The 20,277-nt window shown below is 73.8% G+C and carries 17 protein-coding genes; 6 read left to right on the top strand and 11 right to left on the bottom strand.

Translation table 11 applies throughout. The annotated features are described in order from the left end of the window. Nucleotides 1-93: 93 nt before the first annotated feature. Nucleotides 94-624, bottom strand: a complete 531-nt coding sequence (locus IEZ03_RS05965) for a MarR family transcriptional regulator (RefSeq protein ID WP_184884789.1) — start codon at nucleotides 622-624, stop codon at nucleotides 94-96. A 53-nt stretch (nucleotides 625-677) separates the two neighbouring features. On the opposite strand from IEZ03_RS05965, the gene icmF reads away from it, so the two are divergent. Both icmF and IEZ03_RS05955 read left to right on the top strand, forming a co-directional pair. After that, nucleotides 678-3,896 carry a fused isobutyryl-CoA mutase/GTPase IcmF gene (gene icmF / locus IEZ03_RS05960; RefSeq protein WP_184884787.1) on the top strand — a complete coding sequence of 1,073 codons (3,219 nt, stop codon included), beginning with the start codon at nucleotides 678-680 and terminating at the stop codon, nucleotides 3,894-3,896. 6 nt (nucleotides 3,897-3,902) lie between these two features. Next, nucleotides 3,903-4,685 (top strand): helical backbone metal receptor, encoded by a 783-nt coding sequence (locus tag IEZ03_RS05955; RefSeq protein ID WP_184884785.1) that lies wholly within the window; start codon nucleotides 3,903-3,905, stop codon nucleotides 4,683-4,685. A 31-nt stretch (nucleotides 4,686-4,716) separates the two neighbouring features. Here IEZ03_RS05955 and IEZ03_RS37625 read toward each other — a convergent pair whose 3' ends face one another. The 5 genes from IEZ03_RS37625 to IEZ03_RS05930 form a co-directional block, all read right to left on the bottom strand. Further along, complete coding sequence (locus IEZ03_RS37625) at nucleotides 4,717-5,325, bottom strand: TetR/AcrR family transcriptional regulator (RefSeq protein WP_221480740.1); 609 nt, start codon at nucleotides 5,323-5,325, stop codon at nucleotides 4,717-4,719. A 43-nt stretch (nucleotides 5,326-5,368) separates the two neighbouring features. After that, the gene (gene fabG, locus IEZ03_RS05945; protein ID WP_184884783.1) at nucleotides 5,369-6,124 is read right to left on the bottom strand and encodes a 3-oxoacyl-ACP reductase FabG; all 756 of its coding nucleotides are present in this window, start codon (nucleotides 6,122-6,124) and stop codon (nucleotides 5,369-5,371) included. Between the two features lie 29 nt (nucleotides 6,125-6,153). Continuing rightward, on the bottom strand, nucleotides 6,154-7,305 hold the full coding sequence (locus tag IEZ03_RS05940) for an acyl-CoA dehydrogenase family protein (RefSeq protein WP_184884780.1): 1,152 nt from the start codon (nucleotides 7,303-7,305) through the stop codon (nucleotides 6,154-6,156). A 330-nt stretch (nucleotides 7,306-7,635) separates the two neighbouring features. After that, entirely contained in the window at nucleotides 7,636-9,645 is a 2,010-nt protein-coding gene (locus IEZ03_RS05935) for a substrate-binding domain-containing protein (protein WP_184884778.1), read from the bottom strand. Nucleotides 9,646-10,447: 802 nt separating this feature from the next. Next, nucleotides 10,448-10,780 carry a DUF3099 domain-containing protein gene (locus tag IEZ03_RS05930; protein WP_221480739.1) on the bottom strand — a complete coding sequence of 111 codons (333 nt, stop codon included), beginning with the start codon at nucleotides 10,778-10,780 and terminating at the stop codon, nucleotides 10,448-10,450. Nucleotides 10,781-10,850: 70 nt separating this feature from the next. On the opposite strand from IEZ03_RS05930, the gene IEZ03_RS05925 reads away from it, so the two are divergent. Then, nucleotides 10,851-11,063, top strand: coding sequence for a dodecin (locus IEZ03_RS05925; RefSeq protein WP_131952645.1), 213 nt, complete (start codon nucleotides 10,851-10,853; stop codon nucleotides 11,061-11,063). Between the two features lie 81 nt (nucleotides 11,064-11,144). Here IEZ03_RS05925 and IEZ03_RS05920 read toward each other — a convergent pair whose 3' ends face one another. Continuing rightward, a complete protein-coding gene (locus IEZ03_RS05920) occupies nucleotides 11,145-12,521 on the bottom strand; it encodes a metallopeptidase TldD-related protein (protein WP_184884773.1) in 1,377 nt (458 codons plus the stop codon). Next, nucleotides 12,518-14,017, bottom strand: coding sequence for a TldD/PmbA family protein (locus tag IEZ03_RS05915; RefSeq protein ID WP_229808047.1), 1,500 nt, complete (start codon nucleotides 14,015-14,017; stop codon nucleotides 12,518-12,520). Before IEZ03_RS05915 ends, IEZ03_RS05920 begins: the two co-directional genes overlap by 4 nt. A 161-nt stretch (nucleotides 14,018-14,178) precedes the next feature. Here IEZ03_RS05915 and IEZ03_RS05910 point away from each other — a divergent pair, with 161 nt between their 5' ends. Beyond that, nucleotides 14,179-14,883, top strand: a complete 705-nt coding sequence (locus IEZ03_RS05910; protein ID WP_132054638.1) for a beta-ketoacyl-ACP reductase — start codon at nucleotides 14,179-14,181, stop codon at nucleotides 14,881-14,883. A 4-nt stretch (nucleotides 14,884-14,887) separates the two neighbouring features. Further along, on the top strand, nucleotides 14,888-15,670 hold the full coding sequence (fabI, locus tag IEZ03_RS05905) for an enoyl-ACP reductase FabI (protein ID WP_184884769.1): 783 nt from the start codon (nucleotides 14,888-14,890) through the stop codon (nucleotides 15,668-15,670). Between the two features lie 369 nt (nucleotides 15,671-16,039). On the opposite strand, the gene IEZ03_RS05900 is transcribed toward fabI, so the two are convergent. From IEZ03_RS05900 to IEZ03_RS05890, 3 genes are all read right to left on the bottom strand, one after another. Next, nucleotides 16,040-16,678, bottom strand: coding sequence for a hypothetical protein (locus IEZ03_RS05900; RefSeq protein WP_184884767.1), 639 nt, complete (start codon nucleotides 16,676-16,678; stop codon nucleotides 16,040-16,042). Between the two features lie 120 nt (nucleotides 16,679-16,798). Then, nucleotides 16,799-18,706 (bottom strand): helix-hairpin-helix domain-containing protein, encoded by a 1,908-nt coding sequence (locus IEZ03_RS05895; protein WP_229808046.1) that lies wholly within the window; start codon nucleotides 18,704-18,706, stop codon nucleotides 16,799-16,801. Nucleotides 18,707-18,726: 20 nt separating this feature from the next. After that, nucleotides 18,727-19,677, bottom strand: coding sequence for an aldo/keto reductase (locus tag IEZ03_RS05890; protein WP_132048636.1), 951 nt, complete (start codon nucleotides 19,675-19,677; stop codon nucleotides 18,727-18,729). A 130-nt stretch (nucleotides 19,678-19,807) separates the two neighbouring features. On the opposite strand from IEZ03_RS05890, the gene IEZ03_RS05885 reads away from it, so the two are divergent. Beyond that, the coding region (locus IEZ03_RS05885) for a hypothetical protein (RefSeq protein WP_189241163.1) at nucleotides 19,808-20,277 on the top strand (470 nt) is incomplete at its 3' end.

Below are 20,277 nucleotides of genomic sequence, written 5' to 3'. Positions count from 1 at the left end.
AGGGATGTCATTCCGGGCATCCGCGGCCGGTCCCGCAGGTACCCGCGGCGCTGCCGCCGCTTCCGTCCCGGCAGGGTCAGTCCCCCGGCAGGTTCAGTCGAGGTCCCCGGCGGAGACGCGGACGGCGCGCAGCGCCGTCGTGATCTCCGCGGCCTGCCCGGCGGGCAGGCCGGCGATGCCGAAGCCCGACTCGTTGAGGGCGAGCGTGGCCTCCTCGGCGAGGTCGCGCCCGGCCTGGGTGATGGTGGCCAGCACGACCCGGCGGTCGTCGGGGGAGGGGCCGCGCCCGACGAGCCCCCGCTGCTCCAGGCGGCCGATCACGTTGGTGACCGAGGCCGGGTGGACCATGAGGCGGGTGCCCATCTTGCCCATGGGGAGCGTCCCGGTCCGGGTGAAGGCGAGCAGGCGCAGCGCCTCGTAGGCCGCGAACGTCAGCGCGTACGGTTTGAGGACGGCCTCGATCCGGCTCAGCAGGAGTTGCTGCGCCCGCATCACGGAGGTGACGGCCGCCATGTGGTCGGCGTGGTCGGGCCAGCGCAGGCTCCACTGGCGGTGGGCCTCGGAGATCGGGTCGGGGGTGTGAGGCACCGCCCCACCGTATGCGGTCTTGACCGGCTCGCGCATGCAAACTACTTTAACTTCCAAATATTGGATGTCCAAGGTTTGGGGTGGGGACGGTGACGGGGGAGCTTCACACGCCGGTGCACCCGGTGCGGTTCGTGACGGCCGCGGCGCTGTTCGACGGCCACGACGCGGCCATCAACATCATGCGGCGCATCCTGCAGTCCCAGGGCGCCGAGGTGGTGCACCTGGGGCACGACCGCTCGGTGCGCGAGGTCGTCGGCGCCGTCCTGGAGGAGGACGCGCAGGGCGTGGCGATCAGCTCCTACCAGGGCGGCCACGTCGAGTACTTCGAGTACCTGTCGCGCAGCCTCAAGGAGGCGGGCGCCGAGCACGTCAAGGTCTTCGGCGGGGGCGGCGGGGTGATCGTTTACGAGGAGATCGCCCGGCTGTCCGGGGCCGGCGTGCGGATCTTCTCGCCCGAGGACGGGCAGCGCCTCGGCCTGCCCGGCATGATCAACGAGCTGGTGCGCGACTGCGACGTCGACCTCGCCGCCGAGCCCGTCCCCGCGGACGCCGTGCTCGCGGGGGACCGGCGCGCCCTGGCCCGGACCATCACCTGCCTGCAGGCCGGGAAGCTCCCGGCCGAGGCCAGGTCCGCGCTCGCGGAGGCGGCGCGCGGGCGGCGCGTCCCCGTCCTCGGCATCACCGGGACGGGCGGTTCCGGGAAGTCGTCGCTCACCGACGAGCTGGTGCGGCGGCTGCGCGTCGACCAGCGGGACGGGCTGCGCGTCGCGGTGCTGGCCGTCGACCCCACCCGGCGGCGCGGCGGCGGCGCGCTGCTCGGCGACCGGATCCGGATGAACGCGCTGGACGGCGACCGCGTCTTCTTCCGCTCGCTGGCCACCCGCGGCGCCCGGGAGCTGCCCGACGGCATCGAGGACATCGTCACCGCGTGCAAGGCCGCCGGCTACGACCTGGTCGTCCTGGAGACCCCCGGCATCGGGCAGGGCGACGCGGCGATCGTGCCGCTGGTCGACGTCTCGCTGTACGTGATGACGCCCGAGTTCGGCGCCGCGTCCCAGCTGGAGAAGATCGACATGCTCGACTTCGCCGACGTGGTCGCGATCAACAAGTTCGAGCGGCGCGGCGGGGCGGACGCGCTGCGGGACGTGTCGCGGCAGCTGATCCGGAACCGGGAGGCGTTCGGGCGGCGGCCCGAGGACATGCCGGTGTTCGGCACCAGCGCGGCCACGTTCGACGACGACGGCGTCACCGCCCTCTACCAGCACCTGGGCGGGCTGCTCGGCGAGCACGGGCTGGAGCTCGCGGACGGCGCCCTGCCCAAGGTCGCGACGAAGGTCTCCACCGGCGCCGCGACGATCATCCCGCCCGGCCGGGTGCGGTACCTGTCCGACATCTCCGAGACCGTGCGCGGATACCACGCCGCGACCGTCCGGCAGATCGAGGCCGTCCGGCGCGTCCAGCGGCTGGACGAGGTGCGCGCGGAGCTCGCCGACGCGTCCGAGGTCGAGGGCCTGCTGGAGAACGCGCGCCGCGACGTCGCCCCGGAGAACGCCGCGCTGCTGGAGGAGTGGCCCGCGGTCGTGGAGGCGTACTCGGGCGACGAGCAGGTCGTCCGGATCCGCGACAAGGAACTCCGCACGGTCCTGACCCGGGAGTCCCTGTCGGGCAGCCGCATCCCGCGCGTCGCGCTCCCGCGCTACACCGACCACGGCGAGCTGCTGCGGTTCCTGAGGAACGAGAACCTGCCGGGCCGCTTCCCGTTCACCGCCGGCGTGTTCCCCTTCAAGCGCGACAACGAGGACCCCGCCCGCATGTTCGCGGGGGAGGGCGATCCGTTCCGCACCAACCGCCGCTTCAAGCTGCTGTCGGAGGGCCAGCCCGCGACCCGCCTGTCGACCGCGTTCGACTCGGTCACCCTGTACGGGCGGGACCCGGACGAGCGTCCCGACGTGTACGGCAAGGTCGGCACGTCCGGCGTGTCCATCGCCACGCTGGACGACGTGAAGGCCCTGTACGACGGGTTCGACCTGGTGGCGCCGACGACGTCGGTGTCGATGACGATCAACGGCCCCGCGCCCACGATCCTCGCGTTCTTCCTCAACACGGCCATCGACCAGGGGCTCGACGCCTTCTACGAGGGGCACGGGCGGGAGCCGTCCGCGGAGGAGGCCGCCGCCATCCGCGCCCGCGTCCTGTCCACCGTGCGCGGCACCGTGCAGGCCGACATCCTCAAGGAGGACCAGGGGCAGAACACCTGCATCTTCTCCACCGAGTTCTCGCTGCGGATGATGGGCGACATCCAGGAATGGTTCATCGCCAACAACGTCCGCAACTTCTACTCGGTGTCCATCTCCGGCTACCACATCGCCGAGGCCGGGGCGAACCCCATCAGCCAGCTCGCGTTCACCCTCGCCAACGGCTTCACGTACGTCGAGTCGTACCTGGCGCGCGGGATGGACGTGAACGACTTCGCCCCCAACCTGTCTTTCTTCTTCTCCAACGGCATGGACCCCGAGTACAGCGTCCTCGGACGCGTCGCCCGCCGCATCTGGGCCGTGGCCATGCGCGACCGGTACGGCGCCAACGAGCGCAGCCAGAAGCTCAAGTACCACGTGCAGACGTCCGGGCGGTCCCTGCACGCGCAGGAGATGGCCTTCAACGACATCCGCACCACGCTCCAGGCGCTCATCGCCATCTACGACAACTGCAACAGTCTGCACACCAACGCCTACGACGAGGCCGTGACCACGCCGACGGCCGAGTCGGTGCGGCGCGCCCTGGCGATCCAGCTCGTCATCAACCGCGAGTGGGGCCTCGCCATGAACGAGAACCCGCTGCAGGGGTCGTTCATCATCGACGAGCTGACCGACCTCGTCGAGGAGGCGGTGCTGGCGGAGTTCGACCGCATCAGCGAGCGCGGCGGCGTCCTCGGCGCGATGGAGACCGGCTACCAGCGCGGCCGCATCCAGGACGAGTCGATGCTGTACGAGCAGCGCAAGCACGACGGCTCCCTGCCGATCGTCGGCGTCAACACGTTCCGCGGCCCGGACGCCGCCGACGGGACGCCGGACACGATCGAGTTGGCCCGCGCCACCGAGGAGGAGAAGCGGTCCCAGCTCGACCGGGTCCGCGGCTACCAGGAGGCGCACCGCGACGAGGCGCGCGAGGCGATCGCCGCGCTCAAGGACGCGGCCCGGTCCGGCGGCAACGTGTTCGCGGTGCTGATGGACGCCGCCCGCGTCTGCAGCCTGCAGCAGATCACCGACGCGTTCTTCGAGGTCGGCGGGCAGTACCGCCGCAACGTGTAGCCGCCGATGGCCCCGCTGACGGCCCCGCTGGACGACACCGGCCACCCGGTCCCCGTCCCGGACCGGGTGCGCCGCGTCGTGTCGATCGTCCCGTCGCTGACCGAGACCGTCGCGGTCACCGCGCCCGGCCTGCTCGCGGGGGCCACCGACTGGTGCACCCACCCGGCGGACCTGGACGTGCCGCGCGTCAAGGGGACGAAGAACCCCGACCTGGACCGCATCGCGGAGCTGCGGCCCGACGTCGTCCTCGGCAACACCGAGGAGAACCGGCCCGCCGACGTCGCGGCGCTGCGCGCGGCTGGCATCGCGGTGTGGATGACGGAGATCCGCACCGTGGACGAGGCGCTGGCGTCGCTGCGCCGCATGCTCGCCGAGGCGTGCCGGGTCCCGGTGCCGGGCTGGCTGGACGAGGCGTCCCGCGTCTGGGCGGGCGTCGCCCCGGGCACGCGCCGCAGGGCCATCGTCCCGATCTGGCGGCGGCCGTGGATGGTCGTCGGCCGCGACACCTTCACCGGGGACGTCCTGTCCCGCCTGGGCGTGGCCAACGTGTACGCGGGCCACCCGGAGCGCTACCCGAAGATCGCCCTGGCGGAGCTGAACGCGGCGGGCGCCGACCTGGTCGTCCTCCCCGACGAGCCCTACCGGTTCACCGAGGACGACGGCCCCGAGTCCTTCCCCGGGACCGACGTCGCGCTCGTCGACGGCCGGCACCTCACCTGGTACGGCCCGTCCCTCGCCGAGGCCCCGGCGGCGCTGGCGCGGCAGCTCGCCGCCGCCCGGGTCCGCTGACCGCGGCCCCCTCGGGGCCGCCCGCCCGGGACTACTCGCCGTCGCGGGCCGGCGAGCGCGTGAACATCGCCTCCACGCACGCGGCCATGCGGCCGTCCAGCTCCGCCGCCGGCAGGCCGATCTCCCGCGCCAGATGCTCGCGCAGCAGCGTGTACCCGTAGATCGTGGACGCGATCGCCGCCTGCACGGCCTCGACGTCCTCGACCGGCAGCTCGCCCCGCGCCGCCTCCGCGGCGAGGTCCGCCCGGCCCGCGCCCCGGTTGAGCAGCACCCGGGGCCGGTCGTCGCCGTCCAGCACCAGCAGCGACGCCAGGACGACCGGCTCGGGGTTGCGCAGGCTCTTCCAGAACAGCCGGGACAGCCGCTTGCGCAGCGGCAGGCCCGCCGCGTCCACGGCGTCCTCGGCGTTGGGGCGGGACCGGTGGAACAGCGCCGAGCGCAGCAGCGCCCGCCGCGACCCGAAGTACTGGTAGACCAGCCCCCGGTTCACCCCGGCCTCGTCGGCGACCTGGCGCAGGTTCAGCCCGGCGAGGACGCCGCCGCGCCGCAGCAGCGCGATGGCCGCCGCGCGCAGCGACTCCTCGGTCGCCGCCCGGTCCCCGGCCGGGCCCGGCCGGCCCGCCGTCCGCGGTGCGGTCACGGCCGGGCCCCCGGCCGGGGACCGGCCGCCCGCGGCGCGCGGTTCATGCCCGGGGGCCGCCCGCGACGTAGATGACCTGCCCGGACACGAACGACGCGTCGTCGCTCACCAGGAACGCGACGGTCCCGGCGATGTCCTCCGGGGTGCCGACGCGGCGGACGGGGATCTCCTTGGCCGCGGCGGCCTTGAAGTCCTCCCACTCGACGCCGACCCGGGCGGCGGTCGCGGCGGTCATCTCCGTCGCGATGAAGCCCGGGGCGATGGCGTTGGCGGTCACGCCGAACTTGCCGAGCTCGATCGCGAGGGTCTTGGTGAAGCCCTGCAGCCCCGCCTTGGCGGCCGAGTAGTTGACCTGCCCGCGGTTGCCGAGCGCCGACACCGACGACAGGTTGACGATGCGGCCCCACCCGGCCTTCGTCATGTGCTCCTGGGCTGCGCGGCTCATCAGGAACGAGCCGCGCAGGTGCACCGCCATGACGGTGTCCCAGTCGTCGTCCGACATCTTGAACAGCAGGTTGTCGCGCGTGACGCCGGCGTTGTTCACGAGCACGACCGGCGGGCCGAGCTCGGCGGCGACGCGCGCCACGGCGGCGGAGACCCGCGCGGAGTCGGCGACGTCCACGCCGACGGCGAGCGCCTTCCCGCCGTTCTTCTCGATCTCCTCCACGGTGCCGGCGCAGGCGGCCTCGTCGAGGTCGCAGACCGCGACCGCGAAGCCCTCCCGGCCGAGCCGGACGGCCGTGGCGGCGCCGATGCCGCGCGCGGCGCCCGTGACGATGGCGACCCTGGTGTCGGTCATTTCGTGCTCCTCCCTGGGCACCGGCCCGTTCAGACCTGGATGTCCTTGGCGATGATCGTCTTGAGCACCTCGCTGGTGCCGCCGTAGATGCGGGTTACCCGCGCGTCGGCGTACAGCCGCGCGATCGGGTACTCAAGGATGTAGCCGTAGCCGCCGTGGAGCTGCAGGCACTTGTCGACGACGCGGGCCTGGACCTCGGTGCAGAACAGCTTGCACATGGCGGCGTCGGCGGGGGTGAGCTCCCCGGCGTCCAGCGCCTCGATGCAGCGGTCGACGAGCGAGCGCGCCGCCTCGACCTCGGTGGCGCACTCGGCGAGGACGAACTTGGTGTTCTGGAACGACGACACGGTCTTGCCGAAGACGGTCCGCTCCCGGACGTACCTGCGCGCGAACTCCACGGCGGCCGCCGCGGACGCGTAGGAGCTGGTCGCGATGCCGAGGCGCTCCTCGGCCAGGTTGTGCGTCAGGTACTCGAACCCGCGGCCCTCCTCGCCGAGCAGGTCCTCGGCCGGGACGCGGACGTCGGTGAACGACAGCTCGGCGGTGTCGGAGCTGCGCAGCCCGATCTTCTCCAGCTTGCGGCCGACCGCGTAGCCCTCGCTCCCGGTGTCCACCGCCAGGATGGACAGGCCCGCCCGCCGGTTCTCCGGCGTGGCCGGCGACGTGCGCGCCACGACGAGCACCCGGTCGGCGAGGACGCCGCCGGTGATGAAGGTCTTGGCGCCGTTGAGGACGTAGTGGTCCCCGTCGCGCTTCGCGGTGGTCTGCATCCCGGCGAGGTCGGAGCCGGTGCCGGGCTCGGTCATCGCGATGGCCGTCATCATCTCGCCGGACACGAACGGCGGCAGCCAGCGCTTCTTCTGCTCCTCCGACCCGTACTTCAGCAGGTACGGCAGGACGAGGTTGACGTGCACGCCGTAGCCGCCGAAGCTCACCCCGGCGCGGGCGCACTCCTCGGAGATCACGGCCTGGTACTTGAAGCTGGTCTCCCCGGCGCCGCCGTACTCCTCGGGGACCTGGATGCCGAACACCCCGAGCTCCCCGAGCTTGTTGTAGAAGTCGCGCGGCGGGTGGCCCGCCTCCTCCCACTCCCCGTAGACGGGCGCGACCTCCGCCTCGATGAACGCCCGGATCGTCTCCCGGAACGCCTCATGGTCCTCGTCGAACACGGTGCGGCGCACGCTCTCGACCCCTTTCGCTGCACGGTTAACAGAACGCTAACCTAACTCGAATCCAGTTCTAGAATCAAATACGGGTCGGGCGGGCGCAGCGGTCGGGCCCGGCGGGCGGGAGCGGCGGTCCGGCCTCTCGAAACCGTCGAACGGCCCGCCGGGGCATGCCGCGCCGGAGAAGTCCCATCGACTCATGAGACGAAAGTCAAGCATTGTCTCATTGTCCAGATAGTGGGCGGTGTTGTTGGCTTTCTGTCGAATAGTGCGCCGGGACCGGAATCGGACGGCGGCGCGGGGCCGGGCATTTTCCCCGGCCCCCGGAAATCGCAATGCGGCGGATCAGCAGTCGGGTTCGCAGACCCGCTGGGACAGCGCCTTGAGGAACAGGGCCTGCACCTGCCCCGGCGTCTCGGCCACGTACGCGTCGCCGTTCGTCAGCCGGGCGATCCGCCGGAGCTCGTCCACGTCCACGCCGCCGCCGAGGCCGAACATGTTGATCTGGACGGGCCGTTCCGAGTCGTAGGCGCGGCGGATGTGCTTCAGCGTCTCGTCCAGGGACGGGCCCTCCCGGTCCTGGTTCTTCCCGTCCGTCCACAGCAGGATCGAGTTCACGTACTCGGGCTTGTAGGTCCGCTTCATGTGGTCGAACGCGGCGATCGTCGTCTCGTACAGGCCCGTGCCGCCGTTCTCCTTCACCCTGATCTGCGCGAACGCGCTCAGCACGAGCTGGCGGCGGGTGGCCGAGCCGAGCCGCTCGTTCAGCGGCCCCACGCTGACCAGCTCCCGCCAGTCCTGCCCGCCCTGCAGCCTCGTGGAGAACACCCACTGGCCCAGCTCGCTGTCGTCCGGCAGCAGCGACAGGCCGTTCTGCGCCGTGCGGATCGTCGACTGCAGCCGGCTCGCGCCGGGCGCGATCCGCCGGTCCATGGAGCCGGAGACGTCGATGATGCTCAGCATCCGGATGCTCAGCGAGAGCTGCGCCCACCGCTGCGTGATGCGCTTCACCCGGTCCGCGTCCGGCGCGGGCAGCGCCTTCGGCGGCCTGGCGCTCAGCCCGGTCTTCTCGGTGAACCCGGCCTGCGCGGCGCCGTCGGGACTCCGGAAGCCCAGCCTGCGCACGTCCTCGCGGGTGGTCACGGACGAGAGCTCCCTGCCGAGCAGGCGGCCCGCGTTGAGCTTCGCCGGGTCCCGGGCCAGGACGGTGACCGGGTGGTCGAGGAAGACCGTCCCCTCCGCCGGGTAGACCGCGGCGGCGAGCTCACCGGGACGCTTCGCGTTGTAGGAGTACACCGCCTGCTCCGGCGCCAGCGCGACGGGGTACCGGTCGCCCGCCTCCTGCCCGAGCACCGCGAACTCCGCGTTGACCGACGGGACGATGCCCTCCCGGAACGTCCGCACCGCGCCGGTGAACAGCGCCTGCCCCCGCGGGTCGCCGCCCACCAGCGCGTCGGCGAGCACCAGCACGCCCATGCCGGTGGCGGTGCGGTCGGGGTCGGGCACCTGCAGCCGGATCAGCCGCGGCGGGATCGCGCTCCGCCGCGCGCCGCCGGGCTCCTGCTCGGCGTTCGCCGCCGTCCCGGCCGCGGCGAGCAGGTCCTTCCAGGACGGCTGCGCGGGCGCCCCGAGGTTGCGCAGCTGCAGCGCGAGCGCGCTGGGCATGGCCAGCACGATCGGGGTGGACGCCATGCCGCCGAGGGGGGTGAAGCCCGGGGCTGCCCCGTCCCGGCCCGATCCCGCCACGAGGCTGGTCCAGAGGGACGAGTCGGGGATCCACACGTCCGGCTTCTCGGTGATGCCGGAGACGCCCTTGCCCGACAGGAGCGTCGCGACCGCGGCCGGGTCGGCGGACCGCACGTCCGCGCGTGCGCACTTGCCGGCGACCTCGTGGCGGGCGTCGTTGAAGCGCCTCGCCGCCCGGATGACGGCGGGGGCGATCTCCGGTGCCGCCGCGACGCCGATGGACAGGGCCTCGTCGCCGGAGCACTCGTCGCCCGTCGAGGTGAGCGCGTACGCGCCTAAGCCCGTCAGCAGCACCAGCCCGACCGCGCCCGCCAGCGGGCCGAGCAGGACGCCGCCGAACCGCTGCGGCGGCCGGAACCTGCGGCGGCCCTGCCCGGCCGCGGCGTGCGCCGGGCCCGGCGGGCGGGCCGCGGGGCCGGGCCTCTCGAAGGGCTCGAACGGCCGGCCGCCCGGCGGGGTGCCGCCCGCCGGACCGGGAGAGGAGGAGGGGGAGGGGAGGGGCGCGCCGCCGGGTTGGGAGGCGCCGAGGAACGTGTAGGGCGCATCGGGCTCGCCGCTCTCCGGCAGGTTGCGCGGTGCCCACTCGGGCACGTCGTCGTGTCCGCTCATCGCCGTTCTCCGTTTCCCGGGCGGGGGCGCCGGGTGCCGTCTCGCCGCGTCGTGGCGGCCCGCCGGTGAGACACATGGGGAATATGTCTCAAGAGGGCCAGATGTGATGTTCGTCTCATCGGCGTCCTCCGTCAAGTGTTTCGGCGGCTCAGGAACGGATTGGGCCTCCGGTGCGCGCCCGGCCGGCCGCCGGGGGCGGCTGCGGGGTGCGGCCGGCCGGGCAAGTGCGCGGCCACTGGGCGCGGTGGGGCCGTTCGGCGCGGTGCTCCATCCGCGTGCGGCCGTCCGGCCGGAGACCTGGGTCCACGGGACCTCCCCTCGAGGCGCGGGGGCGGGGTTGCCGCCGTTCATCAGTACGCGGCGCGGACCCGGAATGGCTCGGTGCGCGTCCAGGTGTTTCTGACGGACGGTGCCCGCCCGGAAACGCCGCGCTGCCCACGGATTCCCGGGCGAAAAGTTCGCTTCGGCGGGTTTTCGGACTGTGGCCGAAGCAGGCCACGGCCGGGTCTTGCCTTTTCGCCGGGATGTGCTCAGGCCTGCCGCGGGCGGTCAGGGCCGGGTCGCGGGGGCTGGTGCGGGGCAAGCGCGGGGCAAGCGCGGCTCCGCGCGGAGCCGGGGAAGTACCAGGGAAACCCCCTGGATATGAAAAGCGGCGCCGGGTGGATACGGGGGCAATCCACCCGGCGCCGCATCATCGGTGTTCCGACGGGGGCCCGGAACACCGGCACGGGCGCTCCGACGGGGGACCAGAGCGCCGGTACAAATCGTACACCGAAACCCCCCGCGGTTAGTCAAGAGAATGTCACGACCCGATTTCCGGTCGCTGTCCGGAAACCGGCTTCTGTCCCTGCTTCGCGTGGTCGCCGAAGCTCGCGGGCGCCACCGGCTCCCGTCCGCCGTTGGCGACGACCACCGCGACGTAGGGCAGCACCAGTGCCCCGGCCACGAGGATCAGCACCGCCCACGCCGGCGCACCGGCCACCGCGGCCAGTATCGCGCCGACGAAGCAGACCGTCCGCGCGCCCATGGACACCAGGTACCGCCGCTGCCGGTGCTCGATGTCCTCGGACATGGGGCGGGGAGCGTCGGTGACCGTGTAGACCTCCGGCCCACGCTGGTGATTGACCTTCACCATTCCACGGTAAGCCCATGGGGTCCGGCTGGCGACAGCAGTGCGGGTCAAATCATCGCATCGGAGGAACGACATGACCGATCGCACGTACCGGGTGACGGAGATCGTGGGCACCTCGCCGGAGTCGGTCGAGAGCGCCGTCCGCAACGGCGTCCGCCGCGCCGCGCAGACCCTGCGCCACCTGGACTGGTTCGAGGTGACCGAGGTTCGCGGCCAGATCGAGGACGGGGAGGTCGCCCACATTCAGGTCACCATGAAGGTCGGCTTCCGCCTGGAAGACGCCTGAGCCGCCGCTGAGGCCCCGCTGGGGCCCGCCCCGGACCGGAGCCGGGCCCCAGCGGGGCGTCAGCCGGGAATGAGCCGGAGATCAGGTCGCCTGGCTCACCGTCGACATGTGGAAGTCGGGGACGCGCACGGCCGGCATCGCGGCGCGGGTGAAGTAGTCGGACCACTCGCGCGGCAGCGTCGGGCCCGTCTCGCCGACCTCGGTGAGGCGGGACAGCAGGTCCACGGGGCTCTCGTTGAACCGGAAGTTGTTCACCGCCCCGACGACCTCGCCGTCCTCGACGAGGTAGACCCCGTCGCGGGTGAGGCCGGTCAGCAGCAGGCTCTGCGGGTCGACCTCGCGGATGTACCACAGGCACGTCAGCAGCAGCCCCCGCTCGGTGCGGGCGACCATCTCCTCCAGCGACGCGCCGCCGTCCGGCCCGGCCATCGCCAGGTTGTCGACGGCCGGGGTGACCGGCAGCCCGGTGCGCCCGGCCGAGTGCCGGGTCTGGGTGAGCGAGGTGAGCACGCCGTCCCTGATCCAGTCGGTGGCGCCGAGCGCGAGGCCGTTGTCGAACACCGACGACTCGCGGCCGGAGGCGTGCGCGACGACGAACGGGGCGCACTCCAGGCCGGGCGCGGCCGGGTCGCTGGACAGCGAGACCGGCAGGTCCGCGAACCGCTCCCCGACCCGGGTGCCGCCGCCCGGGGCGCTGAACACCGTCCGGCCGTCGTGGGCGTCCTGCGCGCCCGCCGACCAGTACAGGTAGATCATCAGGTCGGCGACCGCGGACGGCGGCAGGATCGTCTCGTACCGCCCCGCCGGCAGGTCCACCCGCCGCTCGCCCCACTCCAGCCGCCTGGCGAGGCCGCCGGTCAGCGCGGGGACGTCGACGTCGGTGAAGTCGCGGGTGGCGACCCCCGCCCACGCCGAGCCGCCCGCGCCCTTGGCGTTGACCTCCAGCAGCCCGGTCGGCTGGTCGTGCCGCAGCCGCAGCCCCGCCGAACTGCCCAGGAACGTCGACGTCAGCATGTGGTTCGCGAACCCGTACAGGCGCCGGTCCCCGGCCTCCGCGGCGGCGAACGCCTCGCCCAGCGCGGGCGCGAACCCCTCGAACACGCCGATGCCGGTCTCGGCCGGGTCGTCGTCCCACCCGGCCGCGGGCGGCCCCTCGGTGATCAGCGGGGCGGCGTCCTCGGCGGGCTCGTTGCCGGCGGCGTCGGCCTCGGCGGCGCGCACCAGGTCCTCGACGCCGTCCGCGCCGACGGCCGACCGCGACACCACGCCCGCCGCGACGCCGTCCGCCGTCCGGCGCAGCGCGATGACCGTCAGGCGGCTGGACCGGGTCACCCCGTTGGTCGTGAGCGTGTTGCCCGCCCACCGCAGGTTCGCGGTGCTCGACTCCTCGGCGATGACGACGCAGTCGTCGGCCCGCGACGCGGCCAGCGCCCGCTCGACGGCCTCCTGAGCCCTCACTGGCCCGCCTCCTTCAGGGTGTTGAGGATGCTGACGCCGCGGAACAGCGCCGACGGGCAGCCGTGGCTGACCGGCGCGACCTGCCCCGGCTGGCCCTTTCCGCAGTTGAACGCGCCGCCCAGCACGTACGTCTGCGGGCCGCCGACGGCCTCCATCGAGTTCCAGAAGTCGGTGGTGGTCGCCTGGTAGGCGACGTCGCGGAGCTGCCCGGCCAGCCGCCCGTTCTCGATCCGGTAGAACCGCTGGCCGGTGAACTGGAAGTTGTAGCGCTGCATGTCGATCGACCAGCTCTTGTCGCCGACGATGTACACGCCGCGCTCGACACCGGAGATCAGCTCGTCGGTGGACGGGCCGTCCTCGGCGGGCCGCAGCGAGACGTTCGCCATCCGCTGGATCGGCATGCTGGACGCGGCGTCCGCGAACGCGCACCCGTTGGAGCGCTCGGCGCCGGTCAGCCGGGCGATGCGGCGGTCGGTCTGGTAGCCGGTGAACAGCCCGCCGGAGATGATGTCGAACGACTGCGTCCGCACGCCCTCGTCGTCGTAGCCGATGGTGGCCAGGCCGTGCTCGGCGGTGCGGTCCCCGGTGACGTTCATGACCTCCGAGCCGTACCGGAGCTTCCCGAGCTTGTCGGGCGTGGCGAACGAGGTGCCCGCGTACGCGGCCTCGTACCCGAGCGCCCGGTCGAGCTCGGTGGCGTGCCCGATCGACTCGTGGATCGTCAGCCACAGGTTCGACGGGTCGACCACCACGTCGTACACGCCCGCCTCGACCGACGGGGCGGCGAGCTTCTCGGCGAGCAGCTCCGGGATGCGGGCCAGCTCCCCGTCCCAGTCCCAGTGCTCGCCCGACAGCCACTCCCACCCGTACCCGGCGGGCGGCGCGAGCGTCCGCATCGTGTCGAACAGGCCGTCCCTGATGCCGACGGCGTTCACGCCGGGGTGCACCCGGACGCGCTGCTGGGTGGTGACGGTGCCCGCCAGGTCGGCGAAGAACTTGTTCTCCCTGACCTGCAGCAGCGTCGCGTCCACGTGGTCGACGCGGTCGTCGCCGAGCAGCCGGCGGCTCCAGTCCGCCAGCAGCGCCGCCTTCTCGGCGGTCGGCACGTCGAACGGGTCGACCTCGTACGCCGAGACCCAGGTGCGCTCGCCGTGCACGGGCTCGGGGGCCAGCTCGATCGGCTCCCGGTTGACGGGCCTGGCGACCGCGGCGACCTCCACCGCGCGGGCGGCCAGCCCGGCGGCGCCCTCGGGCGTCAGGTCGATGCCGGCGGCGAAGCCCCAGGTGCCGTCCTTGACGACGCGGACCGACAGGCCGACGTCGTCGGCGTCCAGCGCGGTCTCCAGCGCGGCGTCGTGCAGGCGGAGGGTCTGGCTGCGGATGCGCTCCAGGCGGAAGTCGGCGTGCTCGGCGCCCAGCTCCCGGGCCCGGGACAGGGCCGCGTCGGCCAGCGCGCGAAGCGGCAGCGCGGTGAAGGCGGGATCGATGTCATGCACCCTTGGCAACCTACCCGCCGGGTACGGCGCGCGGCCGAACAAACACGGATGGCGGATCTTGTCGGTTCGGCACATCCGCAGGCTGCGGGAAGGCCGCTAGTGTCGTGCGCTGTCATCACCGTGCGACGCGGTGCACCACGAACAGCAACGAGAGGGTCGTGATGAGTCGCTCTGTCCTCGTCACCGGGGGGAACCGGGGCATCGGCCTGGCGATCGCCCGCGAGCTCGCCGCCGCGGGCGACGCGGTCGCCGTCACCTACCGGTCCGGCGAGCCCCCCGAGGGCCTGTTCGGCGTGCGCTGCGACGTGACCAGCGCCGAGGACGTCGACGCCGCCTTCGGCAAGGTCGAGGCGGAGCAGGGCCCGGTCGAGGTGGTCATCGCCAACGCCGGCATCACCAAGGACACCCTGCTGGCGATCATGAGCGAGGAGTCGTTCACGTCGGTGCTCGACACCAACCTGACCGGTGCGTTCCGCGTCGCCAAGCGCGGCGTGAAGGGCATGATGCGCAAGCGCAGGGGCCGCATCGTGCTGGTCTCCTCGGTCGTCGGGCTGTCGGGGTCGGCGGGGCAGACCAACTACGCCGCGTCCAAGGCCGGCATGGTCGGCTTCGCGCGGTCCCTCGCCCGCGAGCTGGGCTCGCGCGGCATCACCGTGAACGTCGTGGCGCCCGGCTTCGTCGAGACCGACATGACGGCCGTCCTCAGCGAGGACCAGCACAAGGCCGTCACCGCGGCGATCCCGCTCGGCCGGATCGCGCAGCCGGACGAGATCGCCAAGGCCGTGCGGTTCGTGGCGAGCGAGGACGCCGCCTACATCACCGGGGCCGTGATCCCGGTCGACGGCGGCCTGGGAATGGGGCACTGACGGCATGGGAATCCTCGAAGGCAAGCGCATCCTGGTCACCGGCGTCCTCACCGACGCCTCGATCGGCTTCCACGTCGCGCGGGTCGCGCAGGAACAGGGCGCCGAGGTGGTCCTCACCGCCTACCCCCGCCCGACCCTCACCGCCCGCACCGCCAAGCGCCTCCCCTCCGGCCCCGACTCGCCGCCCCCGGTGATCGAGCTGGACGTCATGAACACCGAGCAGCTCGACGCCCTGGCCGGGAACCTGCGCGACAGCGGCTTCGACCACCTGGACGGCGTCGTCCACGCGATCGGCTTCGCGCCGCAGAGCGCCCTCGGCGGCAACTTCCTCGAAACGCCCTGGGAGGACGTCGCGACCGCCGTGCACGCCTCCGCCTACTCCCTGAAGTCCCTGACGATGGCCTGCCTGCCCCTCATGAAGGACGGCGGCTCCGTCGTCGGCCTGGACTTCGACGCCACCAAGGCATGGCCCGTCTACGACTGGATGGGCGTCGCCAAGGCCGGCCTGGAGTCGTGCGCCCGCTACCTCGCCAAGTACCTCGGCCCCCAGGGCATCCGGGTGAACCTCGTCGCCGCCGGCCCCCTCGCCACCATGGCCGCCAAGAGCATCCCCGGCTTCGAGGGCATGACCGACATGTGGCCGAAGGCGGCCCCGCTCGGCTGGGACATCAAGGACAGCGACCCCACCGCCCGCGCCTGCGCGGCCCTCCTGTCCGACTGGTTCCCCGCCACCACCGGCGAAATAGTCCACGTAGACGGCGGCATCCACGCCATCGGCGCGTACTGATTGCATTGCCCTTGGCGGTCAGGCGCTAGAGCGCCTTCCCTTCGGCGGGCAATGCGCGCGATCGCTGCATCGCTCCGGCTCGCCTGGCGGCTCGCTGCGCGATCAGGTTTCTTGCTTCGCTCGAAACCTGCCTTCGGACGCGATCGCAAGCGTCGAGGTTGTTGCGGGGTTGCTGCGGTGGCTGGGGTCGGCGAGCAACGGACCGTGGGTTTGGCGTGGCGGGCTCGCCCTGGGGGAGCTTGCTGCGCGACGAGGTTTCTCGCGGGCTCGAAACCTTGCCTTTGGGCGCGATCGCAGGTGTTGGGGCCGTTGCGTGGTTGGGGTGGTGGCTGGGGTCTGCGAGCAACCGGCCGTGGGCTTGAGTCTTGGTCAGCGGGTGTGGCGGCGGCGTAGGGTTCGGGCGGCGACGGTCAGGTTCAGGGCCGTTGCGGCGCCGGTTATGCCCGCGGCCGCGGCGATCAGGAGGATGTGGCGGTTGTCCTGCTGGGGGACCGCGGCGGGGGAGATGAGGCGGGTCTGCGGCATCGCGGCCGCATTCGCCTGCAGGAGCTGGTAGGCGTTCGGATCGGCGGCGATCTCCGGGGTGGGGAGGACGCCGGGGAGCCCGGGGGTGGCCGGTGTGCCCGGGTGCACCCGGACGCTGCCGGGGGCCGTCATCGGGGCCGGGGCGTTGCCGGACGGGGCCTGGGCCCTGGGGGCCGACGACTGCTTGCGGGGCTTGGCCGCCGGGGCCTGGGTCGTCTTCTTCGTCGTCTTGCTCGGGGCGGTCTTGGCCGGGGCCTTCGACTGGGTGGGGGTGGGCGTCGGCGTCGGGGTCTTGGGAGTGAGCGCCTCGCGGAGGTTGCCGAGGTTGCACTTCCAGTTCTCGATCGTGGTCTCCGGGTCGACGCCCTTCTTGCACTCCTCGGCCGCCGCGGCCGGCTGCGCGGGGGCGGCGAGGACCAGGACGAGCGCGCCCGCCGAGACCGCCGCCGAAGCCGTGCCCGCCCGCCTGAGCCGCTGAGGCATGTCGCTCCTCCACCCGCACCGATGCCGCCGCCCCTGTGAGCGCTGACCCTGTTGACATCGTGTCCCATACGGACGGGCACGTAAACCGCGACACGGGGGTTTGTTTACCTCGCCCCGGCCTCAGTGGACCACCAGTTTCGCGAGCCTGGTGCGGCGCGGGGGCGCGCCGTCCTCGCGGACGGCCCTGGCCAGTGCGGGGCCGGCCGCCTGCACGACCGACAGGTGCCGCCTCGCCAGGCCGAACGCCGTGGCCACCAGCGGCCGTGACAGGCCGTCCGGCGACATGACCGCGACCACGGCGGGGCGCCGCGTGCCGCGGGCCTGCGCGACCGTTACCGCCCAGCCGTGCCGCAGCCGGGACGCGTCCGCCGGGGCGATGACGGCCGGGCCGCCGGGGAAGTCGACGTCCAGGCCGTGGGGGCCGCCGCCGGTCACGACGCCCGTCTCGCCGAGCGGGGCCTGGGGGAGGGGCGCGGCGACCACCACCCGGTCGCCGGGGTCCAGCCCGCCGAACCGGCCGGGCCCGGGGTTCAGCCGCTCCTTCAGCGCCGCGTTGAGGGCGCCGGTCCCCGCCTCACCCCTCGCGGCGGGCGCGACGACCTGGACGTCCTCGGCGGCGATCCCGAACGTGCGGGGGATCGAGTCGGTGACGAGCTGCACGGCCCGGTGCACCGCCTCGCCCGGGCTCGCGGCGGGCACGATCACGACCTCGCGCTCGGGTGCGTCGACGGCGGCCAGGTCGCCGCCGCGCACGGCCTCGGTCAGCGTGCCGAGCGGGCCGGACGGCGCGGCGTCCAGCGTGACGACCGGGACGGTCTCGGACTCCTCCAGGTCGTCCAGCGGGCGGCCGGGCCCCGAAGGCGGCGGCGCGCCCGGCTCGGCGCACAGCACCAGGTGGGCGCCGTCGGGGCACGCCTCGACCAGCACGGCGCACAGTTCGGCGTCGAGTGCCGAGGCGTCCGCGACGACGACCAGGTCGAGGTCGAACGGGTGCGGCTCGCCGCGCCCGTACACGACGGCGCCGGGCGCGGCCGAAGGGTCGTCGCGGGGCTCCAGCAGCCGGTGCAGGCTGCTGACGGCGACGTCCGCGGCGTCCTCGGGCAGGGCGCCGCGCAGGTCGGCGGCGGCGCGGTCGGTCGGCGCGGCCACCGCGGCCCGCACGCCCCGGCCCGCGGCCGCGGCGGCGATGCCGACGGCCGCGCTCGCGAGGTCGCCGGGCGTGCCGCGCAGGATGCTGACGCCGGTGCGCAGCGCGGCGGTGAGCGCGAGGGAGCGGTCCTCGGGCAGCCCGTCGCGCAGCTCCTTCAGGGCCGCGTCGTCCAGCAGCGGCGCGGCGGTGAGGCTCAGCCGCTGGAAGCCCTCGGCGGCCGCCTCCTCGGGGAGCGCCCACCGGGCGGGCCCGAGCGTCTCCTCGGGTTCGGGGAGTTCGGCGTCCTCGTCGAACTCCTCGCCGGCGAAGTCGGGCTCCTCGGTCAGGGTGAGGACCTCCGCCTCGTCCAGCGCGGCCTCCACGGCGCCCTGCGGGTCGGGGACGTTCGCGCGCTCCAGCGCGGACAGCACGTCGGCGGCGGGCGTGACCGTGTGGCCGTCGCGGGCGGCCTCGGTCAGCAGGTGCAGCACCAGCGCGCGGCCGCGCCGCGGGTCGCCGGGCCGCGCGTCCGGTCCGAGGACGGCGCGGGCGAAGTGGTCGGCCTGCGGGGGCCGGACGCCGGGGACGCGCAGCAGCCGCCACGGGTCGGCGCGCAGCCGGGCCGCGGCGTCGGGGCCGAGGCGGGCGGCCGCGCGGGCCGTGAGCGGCGCGGGGACGCCGGTCGCGGCGAACAGGTCGGCGAGGGCCCGCAGCCCGTCCCGCGCGTCCGTGCCCGCCGCGGAGGCGTCCGCCGCGGGCGGGGCGGGAGCGGGTGGCGCGGGCGCGGCTGCTGCGGGTGATCGCCCTGCGGCGGCCTCGGCGGCGCGCAGGGCCTCCGCGGCGCGCGCGGCCCGCTCGGCGGACGTGGGGGCGGAGGCGGGTTCAGGTGTGTCGGTCACAGGCTTCCCGTCGCGGCCGGTCAGGGAGCGGACGAGGTGTCGGAGACGTCGTCCAGCGCGCCGCGGATCTCGTTCGGCAGGGTCAGGTCCTCGCTGTCCAGTATGGCGGTGAGCTGCGCGGCGGTGCGCGCGCCGACGATCGGCGCGGCGACGCCCTCCCGGTCGCGCACCCACGCCAGCGCCACGGCGAGGGGGGAGCGGCCGAGGCCCTCGGCGGCGGTCACCACCGACTCGACGATGCGGGCGCACTCCTCGTCGAGGTAGGGCTGGACGAACTCGGCGAAGTGCGGGGCGGCGGCGCGGGACCCGGCGGGGATGCCGGTGCGGTACTTCCCGGTGAGCACCCCGCGCCCGAGCGGCGACCACGGCAGCAGCCCGGCCCCCGCGTCCAGCACGGCGGGCACGACCTCCCGCTCGATGTCGCGGCGCAGCAGCGAGTACTCCAGCTGCGCGGACACGATCGGGGCGCGGCCCGGCCAGGCCCGCTGCCAGGCGGCGGCCTTGGACACCTGCCAGCCCGCGTAGTTCGACACCCCGACGTAGCGGGTCCGGCCGGACGCGACGGCCTCGTCCAGCGCCGACAGCGTCTCCTCCAGCGGCGTCGCCGGGTCGTAGACGTGCAGCTGCCACAGGTCGACGTGGTCCAGGTCGAGCCGGTCGAGGGAGGCGTCCAGGGCGCGGAGCAGGTGCCGGCGGGAGCCGTCGTAGCGGCCGTTCGGGCGGATCGCGGCCTTGGTCGCGATGACCAGGCCGTCCCGGTCGACGGTCTCGCGCAGCAGATGGCCGAGGATCTGCTCGCTGGCGCCGTCGGCGTAGACGTCGGCGGTGTCCACCAGCGTGCCGCCGGCCTCGGCGAACGCGGCGAGCTGCGCCGCCGCCTCGTCCGGGTCGGTGTCCTGCCCCCAGGTCATGGTGCCGAGGCCCAGCCGGGACACCAGCAGCCCGCTCCGCCCGAGGTGACGCTCCTTCATAGGCGGTCAATGTAGCGCTCCGGGGGAGCCGGGCGGGAAGCGGGCGAGCGGCGCGCCCGGCCGCGCGGCCCGCGCATAGATCCTGGTGAGGTCTACTGCCGGGCCCGGCGCCCGGCTAGAGTTTTCGGCCATGGCGCCACCCCCGTTCTCGATGTACTCACCGAAGACGCCGGACGGCGACGGCGGGCCGGACATGACGCCGAGGTTCGGCGCGTCCGCCGCCGACGACCCGGGCTATGTCGCCTCGCTGCGCGGCGGGACCGAGCTCGGCCGGATGCGGGCGATGATGCTGTTCCTGCTGGGCGCCCCCGTCCTGATCCTGGCGATCACCCCGCTGATCGTGGCGGACGGCCCCGGCGACGACGTGCAGCCGTGGATCTACCTCCCGCTCGTGGCCGGTGCGCTGGTGGCGCTGCTGGCCGGGCCGCGGGCACCGCGCCCGATGACGCCCGAGCCCGACCCGCGGCGGGCGGCGCGGACCGCGCTGATGGTGTTCCGGCAGGCGGTGCTGCTGCGGTTCGCGCTGGCCGAGGCCGTGATCCTGATGGGCCTGCCGCTGGCGATGGTCGGCCACAGCGAGCTGGTGTTCGCCGCAGGGTT

The organism is Actinomadura livida, from assembly GCF_014648675.1.
In the GTDB taxonomy this organism is placed as follows: Bacteria; Actinomycetota; Actinomycetes; order Streptosporangiales; family Streptosporangiaceae; genus Spirillospora; species Spirillospora livida.
The sequence above is the reverse complement of the archived record's forward strand: the minus strand, read 5'-3'. Positions and strand labels throughout refer to the sequence as shown.